Origin of the sequence: Dactylosporangium sp. NPDC000521 (assembly GCF_042898305.1) — a bacterium.
Taxonomy (GTDB): domain Bacteria; phylum Actinomycetota; class Actinomycetes; order Mycobacteriales; family Micromonosporaceae; genus Dactylosporangium.
This window is the reverse complement of record NZ_JBIAYW010000017.1, coordinates 67,949-85,875: the sequence shown is the minus strand read 5'-3', so window position 1 is coordinate 85,875 and position 17,927 is coordinate 67,949. Positions and strand designations below refer to the sequence as shown.

The following is a 17,927-nucleotide window of genomic DNA, read 5'->3' as shown; positions in this document are numbered from 1 at the left end:
ACGTGTGACGCGCCCACTGCGGATCTGTCGCACGACAGACCCCGAAGATCGGTCCGCGGCCAGACGCGGGAGGCCGGCTCCGCGCGGGAGCGTTGGCGCATGACACCGAGACCGTTCCTGGCGCTGGCCCTGGTGGCGCTCCTGGCCGGCTGCTCCCCGGCGGCCGAGCAGCCGGACCCCAGCGTGGTCAGCACCCAGCAGGCCCTGGACGTGGGCCGCCGCCTCGCCCAGTGCGCCCGCGATCACGGATACCCCGACATGCCCGACCCGCAGATAGAGGCCAACGGCGACCGCCTCGTCTGGCCGGGTGACGGGCGCGACGTCAAGGAGCAGCTGAGGGCGCTGCAGGAGCAGGTCCCCGAGTGCAAGGCGATCATGGACGAGATGGCGGCGCTCGGCACGCCCCGCTCCGCCGAGCCGCCCAGCGCCGCGGACATGGAGAAGCTCAAGGCGTTCGCCAAGTGCATGCGGGACCACGGCATCGACGGCTTTCCCGACCCGAAGGCGGACGGCACGTTCCCGCTCGTCGGTACACCGCTGGAGAACGAAGGCAAGAGCGAGCGGGTCTTGACCGCCATGGACGCCTGCAAGGGCATCTACGACAAGAAGATCGCCGTCTCATGAGCCGTCTCACGAGCCGTCTCATGAACGGTCGCATGAACGGTCGCATGAGGGGACGGACGACGGTCGCGGCCGGCAGCGCGCTGCTGGCGGCGGGAGTGGCCGGCTGGGCGATGACCCGCCCGCAGAAGCCCGAAAGCGTCGCCGCGCCCCAGGTACGCACGACGACGGCACCGGTGACCCGCGGCGACGTGACCACCCGCGTCCAGGTCGCCGGCGTGCTGGGCTTCGACGGCGCGTACACCGTCGTGAACCAGCTCCCGGGTGGCGTCGTCACCGCCGTGCCGGCGCCCGGGACCGCGGTCGTCCGCGGCGCCGACCTCTACGCGGTGGCCGGCGTCCCGGCGACGCTGCTCTACGGTGCCGTGCCCGCGTACCGGGAGCTGGCCGCAGGCATGAGCGACGGCGCCGACGTGCTGCAGCTGGAGCAGAACCTGGTCGCCCTGGGGATGGACCCCGGCCACGGCATCACCGTCGACCGGCACTTCACCGACGCCACCGCGACGGCGGTCCGGCGCTGGCAGGCGGCCCGCGGCCTGCCGGTCGCGCAGCGCACCGGACGGCTGCCGCTCGGGCAGGTCGCGTTCCTGCCCGGCGCGGTGCGGGTCGGCGCGGCCCTCGTCCAGGTCGGCGCGTCCGCCGGGCCCGGCGAGCCGATGCTGTCGGCGACGACGACCGCCCGCGTGGTCCGCGTCGCGCTGACCGCCGGCCGGCAGGGCACCGTCCACGCCGGCGACCCGGTCATCGTCAACGTGCCCGGCCTGAACACCCCTGTCCCGGGCACCGTCCGCGAGGTCGGCACGGTCGCGACCGCGGCGGAGCAGGGCGACAACGGCCGGCCGGCGCCGGCGACCGTGCCGATGGTGGTCACCCTGACGATGCCGGCCGACGCGCCCGCGCTCGACCAGGCGCCCGTCCAGGTGTCGATCACGGGGTCGCAGCGCAGGAACGTGCTGCGGCTGCCGGTGACCGCCCTGCTCGCCGACGCCGCCGGCGGCTACCAGGTCGCGGTCGTCGACGAGTCCGGCCGGCGCCTGGTCACGGTCACGACGGGGCTCTTCGACGAGAACGGCGGCATGGTCGAGATCACCGGCGGCGACCTCACCGAGGGCATGCGCGTCGAGGTGCCCACGACATGACCGATGCCGTTCTGGCTCTGGTACGGGCAGCGCGCACGTACCCCGGCACCCCGCCCGTCGAGTCGTTGCGGGGCGTGGACCTGACCGTCGCCGCCGGGGAGATGGTCGCCGTGGTGGGACCGTCGGGGTCCGGCAAGACGACGCTGCTGAACCTCGCCGCGGGGCTGGACCGGCCGACGAGCGGCTCGGTGCGCCTGGCGGGCCAGGCCGTGGAGGGCCTGACGGACGGGCAGCTGTCCGGCCTGCGGGCGCACACGCTCGGCGTCGTGTTCCAGCAGTTCTTCCTGATGGACCACCGGTCCGCGGCCGACAACGTGGCCGACGGCCTGCTGTACCGCGGCGTGCGCGCCTCGTCGAGAAGGCGGGCGGCGGCCGACGCCCTCGACCGCGTCGGTCTCGCGCACCGCGTCGACCACCCGGCCGGCAAGCTGTCCGGCGGGGAACGGCAGCGCGTCGCCATCGCCCGCGCGCTCGTGGGCCGCCCCGCGCTGATCCTCGCCGACGAGCCCACCGGCAACCTCGACAGCACGACCGGCGGGCAGATCCTCGCGCTGCTGCGGCAACTGCACGCGGACGGCGTGACCTTGCTCGTCATCACCCACGACGCCGTCGTCGCGGAGGCCTGCCCGCGCCGGGTCGACCTCCGCGACGGCCGGATCGTCGCCGACACGCTGACTGGACGGACCGGATGAGATCCCGTGTACGCGCCGCCGACCTGCTCCCGCTGGCAAGCATCGGCATGCGCAGCCGCCCCATGCGCGCCGCACTGTCCACATTGGGCATCGCGATCGGCGTCGCCGCCATCGTCGGTGTCCTCGGCATCACCCGCTCCAGCCAGGCCGACCTCCTCGCCCGCATCGACCGCCTCGGCACCAACCTGCTCACCGTCGCCAACGGCACCCGCATCGGCGGCGACGAGGCGAAGCTGCCCGTGTCCTCGGTGACCGGCGCCGCCCGCACCGACGGCGTCCTGAAGGTGACCGCGACCGCGGGCGTGCCGCGCCTGCAGGTGTTCCGCACCGACATGGTGCCCGCCTACCGCGGCGGCGGTGTCGAGGTCCGCGCCACCGAACCGTCGCTGCTCGACACGCTCGACGGCCACCTGGCCATCGGCGTCTTCCTCAACGACGCCACCGCCCGGTATCCCGTCGTTGTCCTCGGTCACGACGCGGCGACGGTGCTCGGCATCGCCCAGGTCGACGCCGGTACGCGCGTCTGGCTGGGTGAGCACTGGTTCACCGTCGCGGGGGTGCTGCGCCCGTTCGAGCTCGCCCCCGAGATCGACCGGGCCGCGCTGATCGGCCTGCCGGCGGCCGCCTCGTACTTCGGCTACGACGGCCACCCGACGCGCCTGTACGTCCGCGCGGACACCGCCCGGACGGCCCCGGTCGCCGGGATGCTGGCCCGGGCCGTCAACCCCGCCGAGCCGAACAGCGTCAACGTGAGCCGCCCCTCCGACGCCCTGGCCTCCCGGCTGCTCGTCGCGGACTCCATCACGTCCCTGCTGCTCGGCCTCGGCGCGGTGGCCCTGCTCGTCGGCGGCGTCGGCGTCGCCAACGTCATGGTCATCTCGGTCCTGGAGCGTCGCACCGAGATCGGCCTGCGCCGCGCCCTGGGCGCCGCCCGCCGCCACATCACCGCCCAGTTCATGACCGAGTCCCTTCTGCTGTCCCTGCTGGGCGGCCTCACCGGCGTCATCCTCGGCGCGGCCGTCACGCACGCCGTCGCCGCGTACCGCGACTGGCATCCGCTCGTGCCGCTGTCAGCGGTCGCCGGCGGCTTCGCCGCCACCCTGCTGATCGGCGTCGCCGCGGGCGTCTACCCGGCGGTCAGGGCCGCCCGCCTCAACCCGACCGACGCTCTGCGGACCGCGTGAGCTGCTCGCGGAGGATGTCGCCATGGCCGGCGTGGCGGGCGAAGTCCTCGATCAGCAGCAGGTGGACGAACCGGAGGCTGACGTCGCCGGCGGCGGGGTGGGGCCTGGTGTCGTCGAGGTCGAAGCCGGCGGCGATCGTGCGGGAGCGCTCGCCGGCCCGTTCGAACTCGGCGATCACGCCGGCCAGGGTCTCGTCGCCGGCGACGACGAAGCTGCTGTCACCGCCGACGGCGGGCCCGTCGCACCCGGCGGTGTCGAGGCCGAGGGCATCCCGGGCGCCGCCACCCTCGCCGCCGCCCGCTACCAGGGCCACCGCCTCGCCGTCACCGCCGCCCGCCTCGTCGGCACCCTCGCCGCCGCTCGGTAGGTCCGTGCGCCATGAGGCGGGCTGGGTGTCAGTCGAGCGGCTGGCGGGACAGGGCCGGGGCCTCCTTCCCAGCCAGGAGCCAGCCGCCGGCGTACGCGATCGCCGGGAGCCCGGCCAGGATCGTCGCGAGCGCGATCGACGGTGGGTGGCCGAGCCAGTGCAGCGCCCGGTGGTGCCAGGTGAGCAGCGCCAGGTAGGCGCCGGCCGTGCCGAGCAGCGCGCCGAGGAGGGCGAGCGCTCCGGCGGTCGCGGCGGTCAGCGCCCGGCGGGTCCGGCGCGGCGCGCCTGTCGCGGTGAGGGTGCGCAGGTCGCGGGCGGTCTCGCTGCGGATCAGGCCGACCGTCACGGCGAGCACGCCGAGGGCGACCGCGATCCCGATGATGGTCGTGTAGAGCGCCACCCGGGCCACGTCCGCGCCCGTCGGGCGGGTCTCCACGGTGAGCCCGGCGCGCTCGGCCGTCTCCTCGGCCCGGTCGATCTGGGCCTGGGTCAGCGGGCGCGGGGCGTGGATCAGCCAGCCGCCCGGGACCGCCTGCAGCCGCAGCGTGGCCATGGCGTGGGCGGTGATCAGCGAGCCGGGCAGCGACGGGTACGCCGGCAGGTCCGCGTGCTGCACCTTCGGGCGCCAGTCGTGCTGGTCGCTGGGGAACAGGTTCCACCCGTCGTAGCCGGCGCGGAAGGTGATGATGTCGGTGTCGGCGGCGACGCTCGACGGGTCGATCCCGTAGTGGCGCAGGACCTCCGGCGTCGCCACGTACAGCGGGTCGGCCTCGGAGCTGCTGTAGTGGGTCCTCGTGCGGCCGTCGATCGTCTCGCGGCGGGGGATGCCCATCTGGGACACCGGACGCCCGCCGCCGGGGTCGCCGGCCTGCGGCCCGTTCGGGTCCATCGCCGCCTGCAGCGGCAGCACCGACGTGGCGTGGAGCGCGGCGGCGATCGCGTCGGCCTGCTGCCGGGCGGCGGCTTCCTGTTCCGGTGTCGTCGCCGGTACCGGTCCGTCGAGGCCGGACGGTGCGAGCCACACGACGAGCTGGTCGGCCGGCAGGTTGCCGCCGGTCGGCGCGGCCGCCTTGGCGACGGACACGGCGGCGGCGATCGCGAGGGCGGCCGCGATGCCGACGGCGAGGGTGATCGCGGCGACCGCCGCGCTCGACCGGGCCCGGTAGCGGGCCAGGTCGCGCAGCGCCAGCCGGGGCGCCAGCGGGGCGAACCGCGCCAGCCGACCGGCGGCGGCCACGCCCAGCGGGGCGAGCAGGAGCAGACCGGCGGCGACGCCGAGGACGCCACCGATGAGGTACGGAGCCTCGTCGTGGTGCGACGTCGAGAGCGCGCCGAGCCCGGCCGCGAGCAGCGCCAGGCCGAGCAGCGCGAAGCGGTGGGCCGGCCGGGGCGGCACCGGACGCGCCGACAGCGCGGCGACGACCGGGACGCGGGCGGCGGCCCGGGCCGGCCACCACGCGGCACCCACGGCGGTGAGGACCGCCAGCAGCACCATGGCGGCGAACGCGGACCAGGGCAGGTCGAAGCGGTCGATGCGGCGCCCGATCAGCGGCTCCAGCCGGGGGCTGAAGGCGGTCCATCCGGTGAGCCCGGCCACCGCGCCGATGAGGGCACCGGTCGCGCCGATGACGGCGCCGTTGGCCACCAGCACGAGCCGGATGTGCCGGTGGCTCGCGCCGATGGCGCCGAGCATGCCGAGCGCCCGCATCCGCCGCTGGGCCATCACGGTGAACCCGGCCACGGCGAGCAGACCCACGAACAGCAGGCCGATGGTGGCGAGGGCGAGGACCGTGACCGTGCCCGGATCCGTCTGCGTGCCACGGAACTGGGCCGACATCCCGTCCGGCTTGCGGGCGTCGCGGAACTCCTGCTCGGTCGACCGGATCAGCACGGCGGTCTGCGCGTCGGCGCCGGCCTGCCCGGGCGCGACGAGCGCGAAGTGGTCGAGCAGGTTGAGCGGGTTCTCGACCAGGCCGACCACCGTGCGGCGCCGGCCGCCCTGGTCCCAGGTGCCGCCGACGCGGAGCCCGAACGTCTTCGCCACCCGCGCGGTGACCGCGACCTCGTCCGCGCCCTGCGGGTAGCGGCCGGCGGTCAGGCGCAGCATCGAGCGACCGAACGGACCGTCCGGGTCCTGGGCGCGCAGGTCGAACGCGGTGGCCGATCCGGGCACCGGGATCTTCTGATGGTTGATGACCTCGATCGTGCCGAACGCGGTCCGCAGCGTGGCGAGGTCGGCGTCGGCCTGCGCGCCGGTGCTGCCGATCGTGGCCAGGCGGTTGGCGGTGCCGAAGGTCGCGGCCTGCGGATCGCCGGCGCTGCCGGCATAGCCGAGCCCGGCCGTGGTCGCGGCGACCGCGATCACCAGCAGCACCAGCACCAGCGACTGCTGGCGCCACTCCCGGCGGAACAGCCGCCACGCCCACCGCACGACCGCCCTGCGCGCCGGCATGCCGCCGTGGCCCTTGCCCAGCGCCGGCGGCGGCCTCTCCTGCACGGCTGTGCTCATCGGGCCGGCTCGCCGGTCAGCAGGGACTCGGGTCCGGGGCGCGGCGCCGTCCGGTCGACGATGCGCCCGTCGCGGATGAACACGACCTGGTCCGCCCACGAGGCGAGCTGCGCGTCGTGGGTCACGATGATCGCGGCCAGCCCCCGCTTGCAGGCGGCGAGCATCATGCGCATGACCGTCTCGCCGTTGGCCGAGTCGAGGGCGCCGGTGGGCTCGTCGGCGAGCAGCAGCCGCCGGTCGCCGACGACGGCCCGCGCGATCGCGACCCGCTGCCGCTCACCACCGGACAGCTGGTCGGGGAAGCGTGCCGCCCGGTCGGCGAGCCCGAGCTCGTCGAGCGCCTTGTGGCCGGCGGCGCGTGCCCTGCCCGCCGGGACGCCGTCGAGCTCGAGCGGCAGCGCCACGTTCTCCGCCGCGGTCAGGCCGGGCAGCAGGTTGAAGTCCTGGAAGACGTACCCGATGGCGCGCCGCCGCAGCCGGCTCCTGTCGTCACGCGACAGCCCGCCCAGCGACTGCCCCGCGACGAGCACGTCGCCGCTCGTCGGCGACTCCAGCGCCCCGGCGATCGTGAGCAGCGTGCTCTTGCCCGACCCGCTGGGCCCCATCACCGCGACCATCTTCCCGGGCTCGACCGCCAGGGACACCTCGCGCAGGGCGTGGACCTCGTCGCCGCCGTCGAGGTAGGTCTTCGACACGCCTTCCAGGCGCAGCACGTCGCTCATCGCCGCACCCCCGTCCGGCGCCGGATGAGCGGTGCCGCGGGCCGCTCCCTGGGTGGCTCGAGCGCGGCGCGCTTCAGCCGGCCGTCGGCGGTGTCCAGCCACTGGACGACCGAGTCGAGCCGGTACAGCTCGGCGTCCACGACGAGCGCGAGCCCGAGGTCGAGGTCGGCCTCCTCCTCCTTGAGCCGGGTCCACTGCTGCATCAGCTCGACCAGGTACCGCCGGTGCGTCTGGATGACCTCGTGCACGTCGACGCCGGGCAGCCGGACCGCGACGAGCACCTTGATGACCAGCTCGTCGCGCGGCGGCGACTCCAGGTTGGGCGGGGTGCGCAGCCACCCGGCGAGCTCCTCGGCCCCGTCGTCGGTGATCCGGAACCCCCGCTGCGGCCCGGGCTCGGCGTCGCCGTCGGACTCCACCAGGCCGTCCCGCTCCAGCCGCTGCAGGGTCGTGTAGACCTGCCCGACGTTGAGCGGCCACACCTCACCGGTGCGCGCCTCGAACTCCTCGCGCAGCTGCAGCCCGTACTTCGGACCCTCGCTGAGCAGCGCCAGTAGCGCGTGCCGGACGCTCACCGCTTCGACTTCCTCGATATCATGCCCCGTATAATACTCAGTATACTGCACTTGTCGAGGACCGCGTGCGCGCTGCTTTCCCATCGCGTGAAGGGGCCTCGATGTCCCGTGTTTCGGGCCATCCCGGTTGGGGAACACATGATGCATGCAGCCAGGTGCGTCCGCGCGGGACGAGATCGTCGTTGACACCCAGCCGTTCCTGCGGGTGGGTGTGGGCATGCCGGTCGTGGACGAGGCCGGAGGGCAGATCGGCATCGTGGCGGCGATCCAGCGGCCGGGGACCGATGTCCGGCCCGACACGATCGCCGGGATCGCCGAGCACCTGATGGCCACCGGCTATGCGCGCATCGACGGCACCGGCTACCTGTCCAACGACGTCTACGCCGCCGGGAACCAGATCAGCGGGGTCACCGATGGCGTCGTCGAGCTGCACGTCGGCCGCGAGGAACTGCACCGAGCCGCGAGCTGAACGCCCGGGCCGGGCGCCCCGTGCGGGATGATGCTGCCGTGGATGAACGCACGGTGGACTTCGTCACGGCATTCAAGGCGTTCCTGGAAGAGGTCGTCAGCGACCACCGGGAGCGGCAGGACACCGAAGGACAGCTCGTCCCGGTCCTGACCGAGCATCTCGGCACCGACCCGCGGCGGCTGCCCGTCGTCACCGAGGACGTCGCGGCGCACCAGTTCGTCGACCTCGACATCGCGCTCGACGAGGTGCAGCGCCGCGGCGGGCGGCACGCGCTCATCGGGGTCGGCGGTGGCGAGCAGCGCCGGCACCAGTCGCTGAGCGAGATCCTGCAGCACGCCGGGAGGTATGGGCAGTTCGGCGTGGCCGCCGTCGACTACGCCAGCGTCGCCACAGGGCCGGACACCGCGCGCCAGGCGATCTCGTTCGGGCTCCGGCTGCTCATGTACGACGGGGCGCCCGTCGCGGTCCTGCAGCGCTCGCCCGACATGCGCGTCGGCCAGCCGATGGCCCGGATGGAGGTCGTCACGCCGGCCGAGGGTGTCGCGGCCCAGCTGATCGAAGAGATCGGCGCCTTGATGCTGCGGCGCTCGGTGCTGCGCGGGCAGGTCCTGTCGCTGGGCGGCTCGGCGTACGAACGCGGCGTCGGCCAGATCTCGTTCCACCGCAGGCCGGACGTCACCACCGCCGACATCATCCTCCCCGACGGCGTGCTCGCCCGCGTCCACCGTCACGTCGCCGGCATCGCCGAGCACCGCGACCGCCTGCGCGCCGCCGGCCAGCACCTCAAGCGTGGACTGCTGCTCTACGGCCCACCCGGCACGGGCAAGACCCACACCGTCCGGTACCTGCTGTCCGCGCTGCCGGACGTCACGGTCGTCCTGCTGGCCGGCCCGGCGATCGCGTTCGTCGCCGAGGCCGCCAGGATGGCCCGCGCGCTGCAACCGGCGCTCGTCGTCCTGGAGGACTGCGACCTCGTCGCCGAGAGCCGCGAGCTGCACCACGGCCCGCAGCCGCTGCTGTTCACCGTCCTGGAGACCCTCGACGGCCTCGGCGACGACGCCGACGTCGCGTTCCTGCTCACCACCAACCGGATCAACGTCCTCGAACCCGCCCTCGCCCAGCGCCCCGGCCGCGTCGACCTGGCGGTGGAGATCCCCCTGCCCGACGAGGACGCCCGTCGTCGCCTGCTCCGCCTGTACGCCCGAGATCTCCCGTTCACGGAGCCGGCCCTCGACCAGGCCGCCGCCGGCGCGGCAGGCGTCACCGCCTCGTTCGTCAAGGAGCTCCTCCGCCGCGCCGTCCTCATCGCCGCCGAGGAGGGAGCCGACCCGACCGACGCCCACCTCGCCACCGCCCTCGACGAGATGCTCTCCCAGACCGAGTCCGTGACCCGGTCCCTGCTCGGCACCACCGCCTGACGGCCTACGCGGTGAGGGGCGAACGGGCAGTTGGGAAACACGATCCGTCCGTTCGCCGTCGTGCGCATCCGGGTGCCGGCACCGACACGCTCGACGCATCAGCTCAACCGAGCGCCCGCCCTGTCGAAGTCTGCAGTCCTATGCACGAGTGACCGAGGGTGTGTGCACTGGGAATACCATGCCGCGCGGTTATGCCACGGCGCGCGGGCGCACGTAGCCCTCTGCCGCAGGAGCGACAGAGGGCGTAAATGCTGGGCTTATAGGGGCGGCTTGTCAGGCGACTGGCATTTTATAGATCATCCGACCAGGTGTGCCGCTACTTGAAGTAAGGTGTTCGGTCACGGACCATAGGCTGTTGTCGCTGCGGAGCAGGGAGAGGTCCTCGGGGCCGACGGGTGTGTTCTGTGGACTGCCGCTGACTGTCAAGGTACCCGAACCAATGGTGGTCTTGTAGAGCTTGCCGTTGTCGTAACCGTTGCTCTGATTCAAGTACATATGACCACCTGCTATGGCGGCGCCTTGAATATTGCTTTCGGGGAGGTTCCAGGCGGCGTCTGGCCTGCCATCGTTCGGTTTGTGCGTGACTGTGCTGCCGTTGTTCATGTTGTATGCCACGACGCGACCTTTTGAAGTATCGGTTGACTTGCACCATTCGCCGACGATCAACCGGTCAGGTGTGGCGGCGCGGTCGAGGCTGATGTAGGAGAAGCGGGGATTGCCGGATCCGCCATTGCAGAAGGCGCTACTGCTGCTCGCGCTCGGCCGCTGCCAGAACCCTATCTGCGTCATTACGTACTTATAGGTAGAGGCGCAGTAACTGTCTGCGACGCCGTTGTTGTTGGTGTCGACGTAGCCGATGCCGCTGCAGGAGGTGGTGCCGTTGGTGGAAGCGCCAAGATCGAAAATATATTTGGTACTAAAGACCCGGATGCCCCAGTTGGTATCCACCACGTACAGGTAGTCCCCGTACCAGACCATTCCGCCGATGTGCAGGTTTGTCAACGCCTTGAAAGTGGCCCGCGTTCCGTCGTAGTAGGGGTTGGCCAGCAGGATATGTCGGTATTTCTGGTAGTAGGCAGAGCTTTGGTTGAGATTCAGCAACGAGACCCGGGCACCGCTGGAGCCCTCGTGATACCAGCCGATCAACATACCGCTGTTGCCGTTCCAGTCCTCGTCGTCGAGGGCGTCGGAGACTCCTGTCATAGCTTGCGGGATCCATGCTTCTGGATCAATGTCCGGGCCTAGGCGGTTGCTGCTTGTGTCGGAACTCGCGAAGCAGTACCAGCCTCCCGGGTTGGAACTTTTCTTGGCTCCGCTACATGCGCTGCCGTTGGGGACAACCGCATGGTTGCCGTCCTGAAAAACGGCGGTCATCGTTGCCTTCACTAGCGGAATGTCATTGGCAGCACCGTAGAATGGTGACTCGCTCAACGTGAAGTCGCTGATCGTATCGGCGTACGCCGGCGACGCGGTAACGACGGCTGATCCGACACTCGCGGTCACGAGTACCGTAAGGGCTACGGAGCAGCGCTGCAATCTGCTACGCCAGGGGCTGTACTTCAAGATATGTCCTTTCGTTCCCGGGCTGTCGGCAGCGCCGTTCCATGGCGCCGCCGGACATGTCATGTACGACATGCATTTTTTCCACAAAGGATCACATTGAGCCTTTTTCAATCTGATCCTGCTGGTCGGACGCGCGAGTCGCGATCACCTGCGTTAGCCTGGGTGTTCGCTGAGCGTGAAGGGGGTGTCCGGTTCACTGCTGCCGTTGCCGAAGCAGCTGAGGGACTCGGCGCCGTACGTCTCGGTCCAGACCTTGGCCGGAGAGGACGCCTGGCCGTTCCAGAAGCGCAGCTTGCCGTAGTTATCCTGAATCGTCTCGGAGCACGCTTAACTCCTTCCTCGGGTGCTCGGTAACGAGCCGCCATCGAAAGCCATTCCATCAATGGCGACTACTGTCGAAGAGGACATCGTCGTGCGGGCCGGTCGGGCGCACGGTGAGACGGCCTGACTCACCCTGGTGCACCCGCCCGGAAGGCCGACGTCTCCGCGAACAGCTGACGGTTGGACAGTTGCTCGGACTCGATGATGCCGGCGCCCACCGCGAAGTAGCGTTCGACGAGTTCCGGCCGGGTGCTCAGGAACCGCAGCACCTCCAGCCGGTACGGCGACACGTCCAGCGACCCGGCGAGCAGCGCCATCTTGTACAGCGGGGTGAAGCGGGCCCTGCGTTGCTCGGCGAATCGGTGCAGCCCGTCACGCAACCGCGCCTCGTCATGCAGACCGTCAGCCACGCAGACGGCGAGCATCGCGGCCTGTTCGAACGCGTCGGTGATACCGCGTGCGGTGATGGAATCCTTGTGGTGACCGGCGTCGCCGACGAGAACCCAGCCCGGTCCACAGGCCTGACGAAAGAAGTTCCGCTGGTCGTTGGTCCCGCGCAACCGTTCGGTACGGGTACCGGCGGCAACCCGTTCGAACAGACCGGGCGCGGTGGCGCGGCACCGCGTCGAGCACCTGGCGGCGCGGCGCGCAGCTGAACCCGACCCAGTCCGCCGTCGGCGCCATCGCCTCGAGCCGCACGTCGCCGACCTGGTGCGAGATCCGTTGGATCGGGGGACAGCCGGTGGCCATCAAGGAATCCAGGAGCCCCCACCGGGCCAACAGCGCCAGCCCGCCCGGGTGGATGTAGTGCGTCGACAGCGTGTCGCTCGGCAGGCTCGCCCGGTCCAGCAGCAGCACACGATAGCCGCGACGGGCCAGCAGCAGGGCGGTCGAAGCCCCGGCGCAGCGAGCCCCGACGACCACGACGTCGTACCGTTCTCCCGTCACGGCGCACCGGCAAGACGCTGCCCGGCCGCGCTCGCATTGACCGACACAGACACCTCCAGACGTTGGGCCGGAACATGACACCGGTCGCCTGTCCAGCCCCGTCCGCGGTGGCCGGCTGAGCGCCGATGCTGGCCAAGGGTGTCCCTCGGACCCTGCGCGAATCTTGTAGGAAGCTTGAATCCGCTGCTCACCCCGGCGTCACCGGTCCAGCGGGAGGGTCTGCTCGACAACGTCGGGCGCCGGTGACTTCGGCGCTGCGAGAGGCGCCGTCCGGCAACGCCGGTCCGAGTCCGCCTCCGGGGCACCGCGGGCCTCACGGTCCTGCTTCACCCAGTTGGCCACGGTGCCGCCGTTGATCCCCAGGGGTCGCGGCGACAGCCACAGCGGACGCTGCAAGGAGTGTCTTCATTCGCATGATTGCGAGCGTATGTGCCGACGTATCTACCGAACGGATCTTCGGAGTTGCCCCCTGATCTTGGACGCCTGGAACCTGGATCTTGCGTGGTCCGGGTGGATGGGAGTCCTGCAAGACTATGGCTATGAAGCATTACCAGCCTGAGTTCAAGGCTGATGCGGTGGCGTTGTACCGGTCCCGGCCCGGCGTGACGATCGCGCAGATCGCTGCGGATCTGGGTGTGAACTCCGAGACGTTGCGGAACTGGATCCGGATCGATGACCGGCGGCGCGGCACGGCGCCTGCGGCAAAGCCGACGGCACGGCCGGCCGCGGGTGACCCGGCTGATCCGGCCGAGGCCGTCGCGGCGGAGAACGCGGCGTTGCGGCGGCGGGTGCGGGAACTGGAAGAGGAACGCGACATCCTGCGCAAGGCAGCCCGGTATATCGCCGGGGAGACGCGCTGGTGAGGACGCGTAAGGAATTAACTGTCGGGTTCATCGATACCCGGTGTCCACTGTGGTAGGTGGCGTGGGTGACGATCTCGGGAGCGGTCATAGCGGTTCTGGATGTGAAGATCGCCGCCTTGTTGCCGCATCTGAATGAGCGGCAGCGCCGGTTGTTTCTGGCGGCCGAGGCGGGAACGCTCGGGCATGGTGGGATCGCAGCGGTGGCCCGACTTGCTGATCACTGCCGACTCCGGGGGCGCGAATTCTGCCGACTCGCACCTGTTCAAATACGACCTGGCCGCATTCGCCGACGAGGCGGGCATGACCGTCACCGTCCTGCACTTCCCACCCGGGACCTCCAAATGGAACAAGGTCGAGCACCGCCTGTTCTCCCGCATCACCCACAGCCTGCGCGGACGACCACTGACCAGCTACGACGTATTACTGCGGAGCATCTCGGCCACCCGGACCGGCACGGGCCTGACCGTCAGTGCCGTGCTGGATGACAACGACTACCCGACCGGACGCACGCTCACCAAAGACGAACGCACCGCGATCCTGGACCGGGTCGAACGCGACGACTTCCACGGCGAGTGAGCCATTCCGCGCAACGGCGTGCTGACGCTGGGTGATCTCCGGTTGCGTGGCGGGTGACACGCCGGAACCTGTTGTGGTGCAACGAAAAGACGCAGAACCCCGGTATGAAGGTGGTCCTCTCACAGATCAACTTCACTTGGGGCTCTGCGCCGACGATGAGTGTCACATACACCGCGACCCTGCCGGTACGCGACGAGACGATGGACTTCCTGGCCGGTCTGCTGACAGCCGAACGCACCCGGCGCGGCACCCGGCAGCGAACCAGATCGCTGTCCTGCCACGAGCAGGCGGTCCTCGTCCTGCGCTGGTTCCATGACGGCACCCGGATGGGTCAACTGGCCGTGGACAACGCGATCAGCGTCTCGACCGGCTACGACTACCTGCACGAAGGTGTCGACGTCCTCGCCGCGCGCTCGCCCGGCCTGCACGGCGCGGGCCGGCGTGGCCGACGTCGACGTTGCCCAGGACCGGGATGTCGCGGTTGCCGAGGGCGTCGAGGACGATGTCGGCCAAGGTCGGGGACGCGTCGAGGCCGGCAATGTCGCGTGGGACGCCCACGACCATGCCGGAGATGCGGTCGAGGATGCCGGCGTGGCGTAGCACCTGGAGGTAGGTCCACACGTAGGACGCCTCGCCGCCCAACTCTTCCCAGAACAGCACGGCGCCGTCGTACCGGTCGAGCGGCACAGCGACCGGCGTCGCCTGCACCAGGGCGATGCGGTTGATCACGCCGCCGATCAGGTGGCCTTCGGCGCAGCCGGGGCGCCAGCATTCCCACGGCGACGCAGCGGGCAGCGCACCGAGCGCCGTGGCGTCGGTCAGCAGCCTCGAATACAGCGGTGCTGCCGCCGACGGAGCCGGCAGCCACCGACGCGGGAGGACAATGCGCTGCTCGCCGAGCTCGCGAGGGACGGCCGCGCTCCACTGGCCGGGCTGGCGGCGGCGACCGGCTGGTCGGAGACCACGGTCCGGCGGCGCCTCGAGGACCTGTGCCGGGGCGGTGTGCTGTATTTCGATGTGGAGATCGAGCCGGCGCTGGTCGGCTACCACGCGGAGGCGATGATGTGGCTGACCGTGGCCCCGGCCGCACTGACCGCCACCACCCGGGCGCTCGCCGGCCATTCGCAGATCGCGTACGCCGCGGCGACCACCGGCCCGGCCAATGTCGCGGCCGCGGTGATCTGCCGTGACCTGGGCGACCTCTACGAGTACATCGCCACTGACATCGGTGCCCTGGACGGGGTGACGTCGGTCGAGACCGCGCCGGTCGTGCGCCGCGTCAAGGCCGGCGGGGCGCTCCTCGTGCCATGATCGCCTCGGGGCAGCGTGGTCCGACGAAGATCAGTATGGTGTCGCCGTGCGCCGTCTTCGTCTCATTCTGCCCCTCGTCGTTGCTCTCGCCGGCGATGCTGCCTGCACCGGATCATCAGATCCGGTCGCGGCCCCGTCCTCGACCTCCGCTTCCTCCCCTTCCACCTCACCGTCAGCCTCGCCGTCCGCGGTTGCCAGCAGCCCGAGCGGGCCGCTCGTGCTGCAATTCACGGCGAAAACCCTGGCCGGCGCCGACTTCGCCGGTGCCGGCCTCGCCGGAAAGGCCGCCCTGCTGTGGTTCTGGTCGCCGTCCAGCATGACCTGCGCCGAGCAGGCCGTGGGCGTCAGGAGGGTCGCGACGGGCTACGCGGGCAAGATCAACGTCGTCGGCATCGCGGTCGACGGAGATGCCGCCGCGCAGCGCCAGTTCATCGACAAATGGGAGCTCGACAAGGTGACGCACCTGTCCGGCGCCGACGGCGCGGTGGCGAAGCGGTTCATGACCACGGGAGCGGGGATCTACGTCATGATCGACAGCGCCGGTGAGCTCAAGGACGTCGGGACGTTGAACAACGACCGCCTGCTCTCGAGAATCGACCGGCTGGTCGGGCCCATCCCCGTGGGTTAAGACCGTGTGGTGCTGGCAGTTTCGGTAGCACGTCGCCGTATTTGGAAACATCGCATGAATGCTTCTTCGCCGTCTTCGACGACCTGGCGGATGTGGGTATGAATAGTCAGGACAACGTTGGAGCTGTGGCTGGTGGCGATGGCGTGCGAAGCCTCCCCGCGGCGCCTGGCTGGCCGGGGCGCTGCGGGGCACGGCGCCGAGCCGGCGCGCTAGGTCGGGTGGTTGATCCAGTTCTGATCTCTCGGTGGCTGACCTGACCTACTTGCGCGAGTCCGTGCGTGAGATATTCAGGTGACGTGATTGGGGGTTCGTCATCTCCATCAACTGGGACCAGCTGACCCAGCCGGATTTCGATCGGCGGGTAGAGGCTGTGCTGTGCCGGCTGTACGCCGGGCCGGAGGATGAGGTCCGACCGTACGACGGCCGCGGCGGCGACGGTGGACGTGACGTGGTGGTGCGCCAGGGGCGACGCCTGCGCATCTTCCAGCTGAAGTACTTTCGGGACGGGTTCGGGACTGAACGCAGAACGCAGCGTCGGCAGATCACCAAGTCGTTCGAGAAGGCCATGGCACACCGGCCCCACGAGTGGATCTTGGTTGTCCCTACCAATCCAACCCCCAGCGAGGAACAGTTCGTTCGGGACCTCGGTGCGGACTACCCCGATGTCAAGATCCGGATTGTCGGCAGGGCCGAGCTGGACGACTGGTTCGCCCGACATCCTGATCTGGTCGCCTACTTCACGAAGGACCAGCTCCAGGAAGCCGCGAAAATCTTCCGGCAGGAGACCGCGATCCTCGCGGGCGGGCTAGCGGATCTGACCGAAAGAAGTCGAGCGCTTGCCGGCGTCGCGGATACCTTGGATCCGCATTGGACGGTCCGGACGACGGTGGACGGCAACGAGGTCACACACCGGATCGTGGCGAAACATCCGCATGCGCAGGTCGTCTCGCCAATGGTGCTGTCGGTCGCGGCCGATGCGATCGGACCTGATCACGCCGACCTGCGACCGGTGGTGCGCCGGGTGATCGGGTTCGGCGCCGCCGACCGGCTGATACTTCCGCCTGACGTCTCGCGCAACCTCACCTACACCGGGCCTGCTTGGCTGCCAGCGCCGGGCGGGTATCTGGAGATCAAGGCGGTCGCAGCCGACCTGCCAACCGACCGCGGAGTCCCCGCGCGATTGACCACGCTCGCCGCTGGCGGCCGTCGAACCGGCTCGTTTCAGGGCACGGTGTCGCGGGTCGGCAGGGGACAGCTCGGAGACTCGCTGACGTTGGAGTTCGACGACGCTGCTGTCGTCGAGCTGCTCATCGGGAACGACCACCAGACCGACTTGGGCGGAAACTTCAAGTTCAACCGGGCCAGCCCGGCAACGGTGCTGCGAACGATCGCCATGTACCGAAGTCTGCAGGACAGCGCGTTCGTGGAACTCGAGCTCGACGGGCAGCCAGCCGGCATCTTCCATCGGGACGCCGTGCATGAGGTCGACGATGAGCACCGCCGCCTCCTTCGCATCAGCGAACTGCTGGCGGAAGACCTGGACGTCGTCCAGCGCCACTGCCACACCTACTTCCCTGTCCCGGACGACATCTCTGTGGACGATCGCATCGACCTCAGAATCGCTCGGCTCCTCATCGAAGGACACTGTGTCGCGCTGCGTTCGTCGAACGCGTTCACGATGACCTTGAACGGCCTGCTCGACGACACCCTGCGGGATCTGCTGCACCGTGAGACCTCGACCATGCAACTCACCAGCGACGTCATCATGGAGATCTTCGGCATGAGGCTGGAGATGGGACCGATCGCGTACTTCCACACACGCGTCGAGATCGTCGACCGGCGCGGTCTGCTGGCTGAACTCGAAGCGGGCCGCGGAGACGGGGCGACCATGAAAGTGCGGCCAGCAGACGGAGAGCCATTCCGGGCATACATGCCTGATCAGCGGACCGGTCGGGACGACGAGCCGCTCGTGCCCACGGGGTGGGGACTTCCGGGTCTCGACGGTCCGCGATAGCGCCGGG

19 protein-coding genes and 2 pseudogenes are annotated in these 17,927 nt (G+C 70.4%); 13 read left to right on the top strand and 8 right to left on the bottom strand.

The window, feature by feature from the left end:
• The first annotated feature begins 99 nt into the window (after positions 1 to 99).
• Genes ACFY3L_RS39835 through ACFY3L_RS39820 form a run of 4 tightly spaced genes read left to right on the top strand, consistent with a single transcriptional unit; the run spans position 100 to position 3,636 of the window.
• Positions 100 to 624, top strand: a complete 525-nt coding sequence (locus tag ACFY3L_RS39835; RefSeq protein ID WP_389336727.1) for a hypothetical protein — start codon at positions 100 to 102, stop codon at positions 622 to 624.
• Positions 625 to 668: 44 nt separating this feature from the next.
• A complete protein-coding gene (locus tag ACFY3L_RS39830) occupies positions 669 to 1,760 on the top strand; it encodes a peptidoglycan-binding protein (protein ID WP_389336724.1) in 1,092 nt (363 codons plus the stop codon).
• Positions 1,757 to 2,452: an ABC transporter ATP-binding protein gene (locus ACFY3L_RS39825; protein WP_389336721.1), complete on the top strand. Its 696-nt coding sequence runs from the start codon at positions 1,757 to 1,759 to the stop codon at positions 2,450 to 2,452. Before ACFY3L_RS39830 ends, ACFY3L_RS39825 begins: the two co-directional genes overlap by 4 nt.
• The gene (locus ACFY3L_RS39820) at positions 2,449 to 3,636 is read left to right on the top strand and encodes an ABC transporter permease (protein WP_389336718.1); all 1,188 of its coding nucleotides are present in this window, start codon (positions 2,449 to 2,451) and stop codon (positions 3,634 to 3,636) included. The genes ACFY3L_RS39825 and ACFY3L_RS39820 overlap by 4 nt, the downstream gene beginning before the upstream one ends.
• Here ACFY3L_RS39820 and ACFY3L_RS39815 read toward each other — a convergent pair.
• From ACFY3L_RS39815 to ACFY3L_RS39800, 4 genes are all read right to left on the bottom strand, one after another.
• Positions 3,605 to 3,814 (bottom strand): DUF664 domain-containing protein, encoded by a 210-nt coding sequence (locus tag ACFY3L_RS39815; RefSeq protein WP_389337061.1) that lies wholly within the window; start codon positions 3,812 to 3,814, stop codon positions 3,605 to 3,607. The two genes, ACFY3L_RS39820 and ACFY3L_RS39815, sit on opposite strands and share 32 nt — an antisense overlap.
• Before the next feature lie 217 nt (positions 3,815 to 4,031).
• Positions 4,032 to 6,512: an FtsX-like permease family protein gene (locus tag ACFY3L_RS39810; RefSeq protein ID WP_389336715.1), complete on the bottom strand. Its 2,481-nt coding sequence runs from the start codon at positions 6,510 to 6,512 to the stop codon at positions 4,032 to 4,034.
• The gene (locus tag ACFY3L_RS39805) at positions 6,509 to 7,234 is read right to left on the bottom strand and encodes an ABC transporter ATP-binding protein (RefSeq protein WP_389336712.1); all 726 of its coding nucleotides are present in this window, start codon (positions 7,232 to 7,234) and stop codon (positions 6,509 to 6,511) included. The genes ACFY3L_RS39810 and ACFY3L_RS39805 overlap by 4 nt, the downstream gene beginning before the upstream one ends.
• On the bottom strand, positions 7,231 to 7,809 hold the full coding sequence (locus ACFY3L_RS39800; protein ID WP_389336709.1) for a PadR family transcriptional regulator: 579 nt from the start codon (positions 7,807 to 7,809) through the stop codon (positions 7,231 to 7,233). The genes ACFY3L_RS39805 and ACFY3L_RS39800 overlap by 4 nt, the downstream gene beginning before the upstream one ends.
• Positions 7,810 to 7,954: 145 nt before the next feature.
• Here ACFY3L_RS39800 and ACFY3L_RS39795 point away from each other — a divergent pair, with 145 nt between their 5' ends.
• Positions 7,955 to 8,278: a hypothetical protein gene (locus ACFY3L_RS39795; protein ID WP_389336707.1), complete on the top strand. Its 324-nt coding sequence runs from the start codon at positions 7,955 to 7,957 to the stop codon at positions 8,276 to 8,278.
• A gap of 38 nt (positions 8,279 to 8,316) precedes the next feature.
• Complete coding sequence (locus ACFY3L_RS39790; protein ID WP_389336705.1) at positions 8,317 to 9,696, top strand: AAA family ATPase; 1,380 nt, start codon at positions 8,317 to 8,319, stop codon at positions 9,694 to 9,696.
• Between the two features lie 273 nt (positions 9,697 to 9,969).
• Here ACFY3L_RS39790 and ACFY3L_RS39785 read toward each other — a convergent pair whose 3' ends face one another.
• The 3 genes from ACFY3L_RS39785 to ACFY3L_RS39775 form a co-directional block, all read right to left on the bottom strand.
• Entirely contained in the window at positions 9,970 to 11,199 is a 1,230-nt protein-coding gene (locus ACFY3L_RS39785) for a hypothetical protein (RefSeq protein WP_389336702.1), read from the bottom strand.
• 509 nt (positions 11,200 to 11,708) lie between these two features.
• On the bottom strand, positions 11,709 to 11,990 hold the full coding sequence (locus ACFY3L_RS39780) for a hypothetical protein (RefSeq protein ID WP_389336699.1): 282 nt from the start codon (positions 11,988 to 11,990) through the stop codon (positions 11,709 to 11,711).
• Positions 11,983 to 12,504 carry an FAD-dependent oxidoreductase gene (locus ACFY3L_RS39775; protein ID WP_389337058.1) on the bottom strand — a complete coding sequence of 174 codons (522 nt, stop codon included), beginning with the start codon at positions 12,502 to 12,504 and terminating at the stop codon, positions 11,983 to 11,985. Before ACFY3L_RS39775 ends, ACFY3L_RS39780 begins: the two co-directional genes overlap by 8 nt.
• A 563-nt stretch (positions 12,505 to 13,067) precedes the next feature.
• Between ACFY3L_RS39775 and ACFY3L_RS39770 the strand changes: the two genes are divergently transcribed.
• The 3 genes and pseudogenes from ACFY3L_RS39770 to ACFY3L_RS39760 form a co-directional block, all read left to right on the top strand.
• Positions 13,068 to 13,391, top strand: a complete 324-nt coding sequence (locus tag ACFY3L_RS39770) for a transposase (RefSeq protein ID WP_389336697.1) — start codon at positions 13,068 to 13,070, stop codon at positions 13,389 to 13,391.
• Positions 13,392 to 13,601: 210 nt separating this feature from the next.
• On the top strand, positions 13,602 to 13,967 hold the full coding sequence (locus ACFY3L_RS39765; protein ID WP_389336695.1) for a hypothetical protein: 366 nt from the start codon (positions 13,602 to 13,604) through the stop codon (positions 13,965 to 13,967).
• Between the two features lie 155 nt (positions 13,968 to 14,122).
• A pseudogene (locus tag ACFY3L_RS39760) lies at positions 14,123 to 14,416 on the top strand (IS5/IS1182 family transposase); the annotation flags it as partial.
• Here the strand turns inward: ACFY3L_RS39760 and ACFY3L_RS39755 are convergent.
• A complete protein-coding gene (locus tag ACFY3L_RS39755) occupies positions 14,322 to 14,675 on the bottom strand; it encodes a hypothetical protein (protein ID WP_389337055.1) in 354 nt (117 codons plus the stop codon). The pseudogene ACFY3L_RS39760 and the gene ACFY3L_RS39755 sit on opposite strands and share 95 nt — an antisense overlap.
• A 33-nt stretch (positions 14,676 to 14,708) precedes the next feature.
• Here ACFY3L_RS39755 and ACFY3L_RS39750 point away from each other — a divergent pair.
• The 4 genes and pseudogenes from ACFY3L_RS39750 to ACFY3L_RS39735 all read left to right on the top strand — a co-directional run.
• Positions 14,709 to 14,963 (top strand): annotated as a pseudogene (locus ACFY3L_RS39750) (AsnC family transcriptional regulator); the annotation flags it as partial.
• 6 nt (positions 14,964 to 14,969) lie between these two features.
• On the top strand, positions 14,970 to 15,278 hold the full coding sequence (locus tag ACFY3L_RS39745; protein WP_389337052.1) for an Lrp/AsnC family transcriptional regulator: 309 nt from the start codon (positions 14,970 to 14,972) through the stop codon (positions 15,276 to 15,278).
• A gap of 217 nt (positions 15,279 to 15,495) precedes the next feature.
• Complete coding sequence (locus ACFY3L_RS39740) at positions 15,496 to 15,906, top strand: TlpA family protein disulfide reductase (RefSeq protein ID WP_380117079.1); 411 nt, start codon at positions 15,496 to 15,498, stop codon at positions 15,904 to 15,906.
• 370 nt (positions 15,907 to 16,276) lie between these two features.
• Complete coding sequence (locus ACFY3L_RS39735; protein ID WP_389336693.1) at positions 16,277 to 17,920, top strand: hypothetical protein; 1,644 nt, start codon at positions 16,277 to 16,279, stop codon at positions 17,918 to 17,920.
• Positions 17,921 to 17,927 lie beyond the last annotated feature (7 nt).

Excerpts from the sequence above, each read along its gene's own strand:
- ACFY3L_RS39835 (WP_389336727.1), top strand. The coding sequence starts at position 100 with ATGACACCGAGACCGTTCCTGGCGCTGGCCCTGGTGGCGCTCCTGGCC.
- ACFY3L_RS39830 (WP_389336724.1), top strand. The coding sequence starts at position 669 with ATGAGGGGACGGACGACGGTCGCGGCCGGCAGCGCGCTGCTGGCGGCG.
- ACFY3L_RS39825 (WP_389336721.1), top strand. The coding sequence starts at position 1,757 with ATGACCGATGCCGTTCTGGCTCTGGTACGGGCAGCGCGCACGTACCCC.
- ACFY3L_RS39820 (WP_389336718.1), top strand. The coding sequence starts at position 2,449 with ATGAGATCCCGTGTACGCGCCGCCGACCTGCTCCCGCTGGCAAGCATC.
- ACFY3L_RS39810 (WP_389336715.1), bottom strand. The coding sequence starts at position 6,512 with ATGAGCACAGCCGTGCAGGAGAGGCCGCCGCCGGCGCTGGGCAAGGGC.
- ACFY3L_RS39805 (WP_389336712.1), bottom strand. The coding sequence starts at position 7,234 with ATGAGCGACGTGCTGCGCCTGGAAGGCGTGTCGAAGACCTACCTCGAC.
- ACFY3L_RS39795 (WP_389336707.1), top strand. The coding sequence starts at position 7,955 with ATGCAGCCAGGTGCGTCCGCGCGGGACGAGATCGTCGTTGACACCCAG.
- ACFY3L_RS39770 (WP_389336697.1), top strand. The coding sequence starts at position 13,068 with ATGAAGCATTACCAGCCTGAGTTCAAGGCTGATGCGGTGGCGTTGTAC.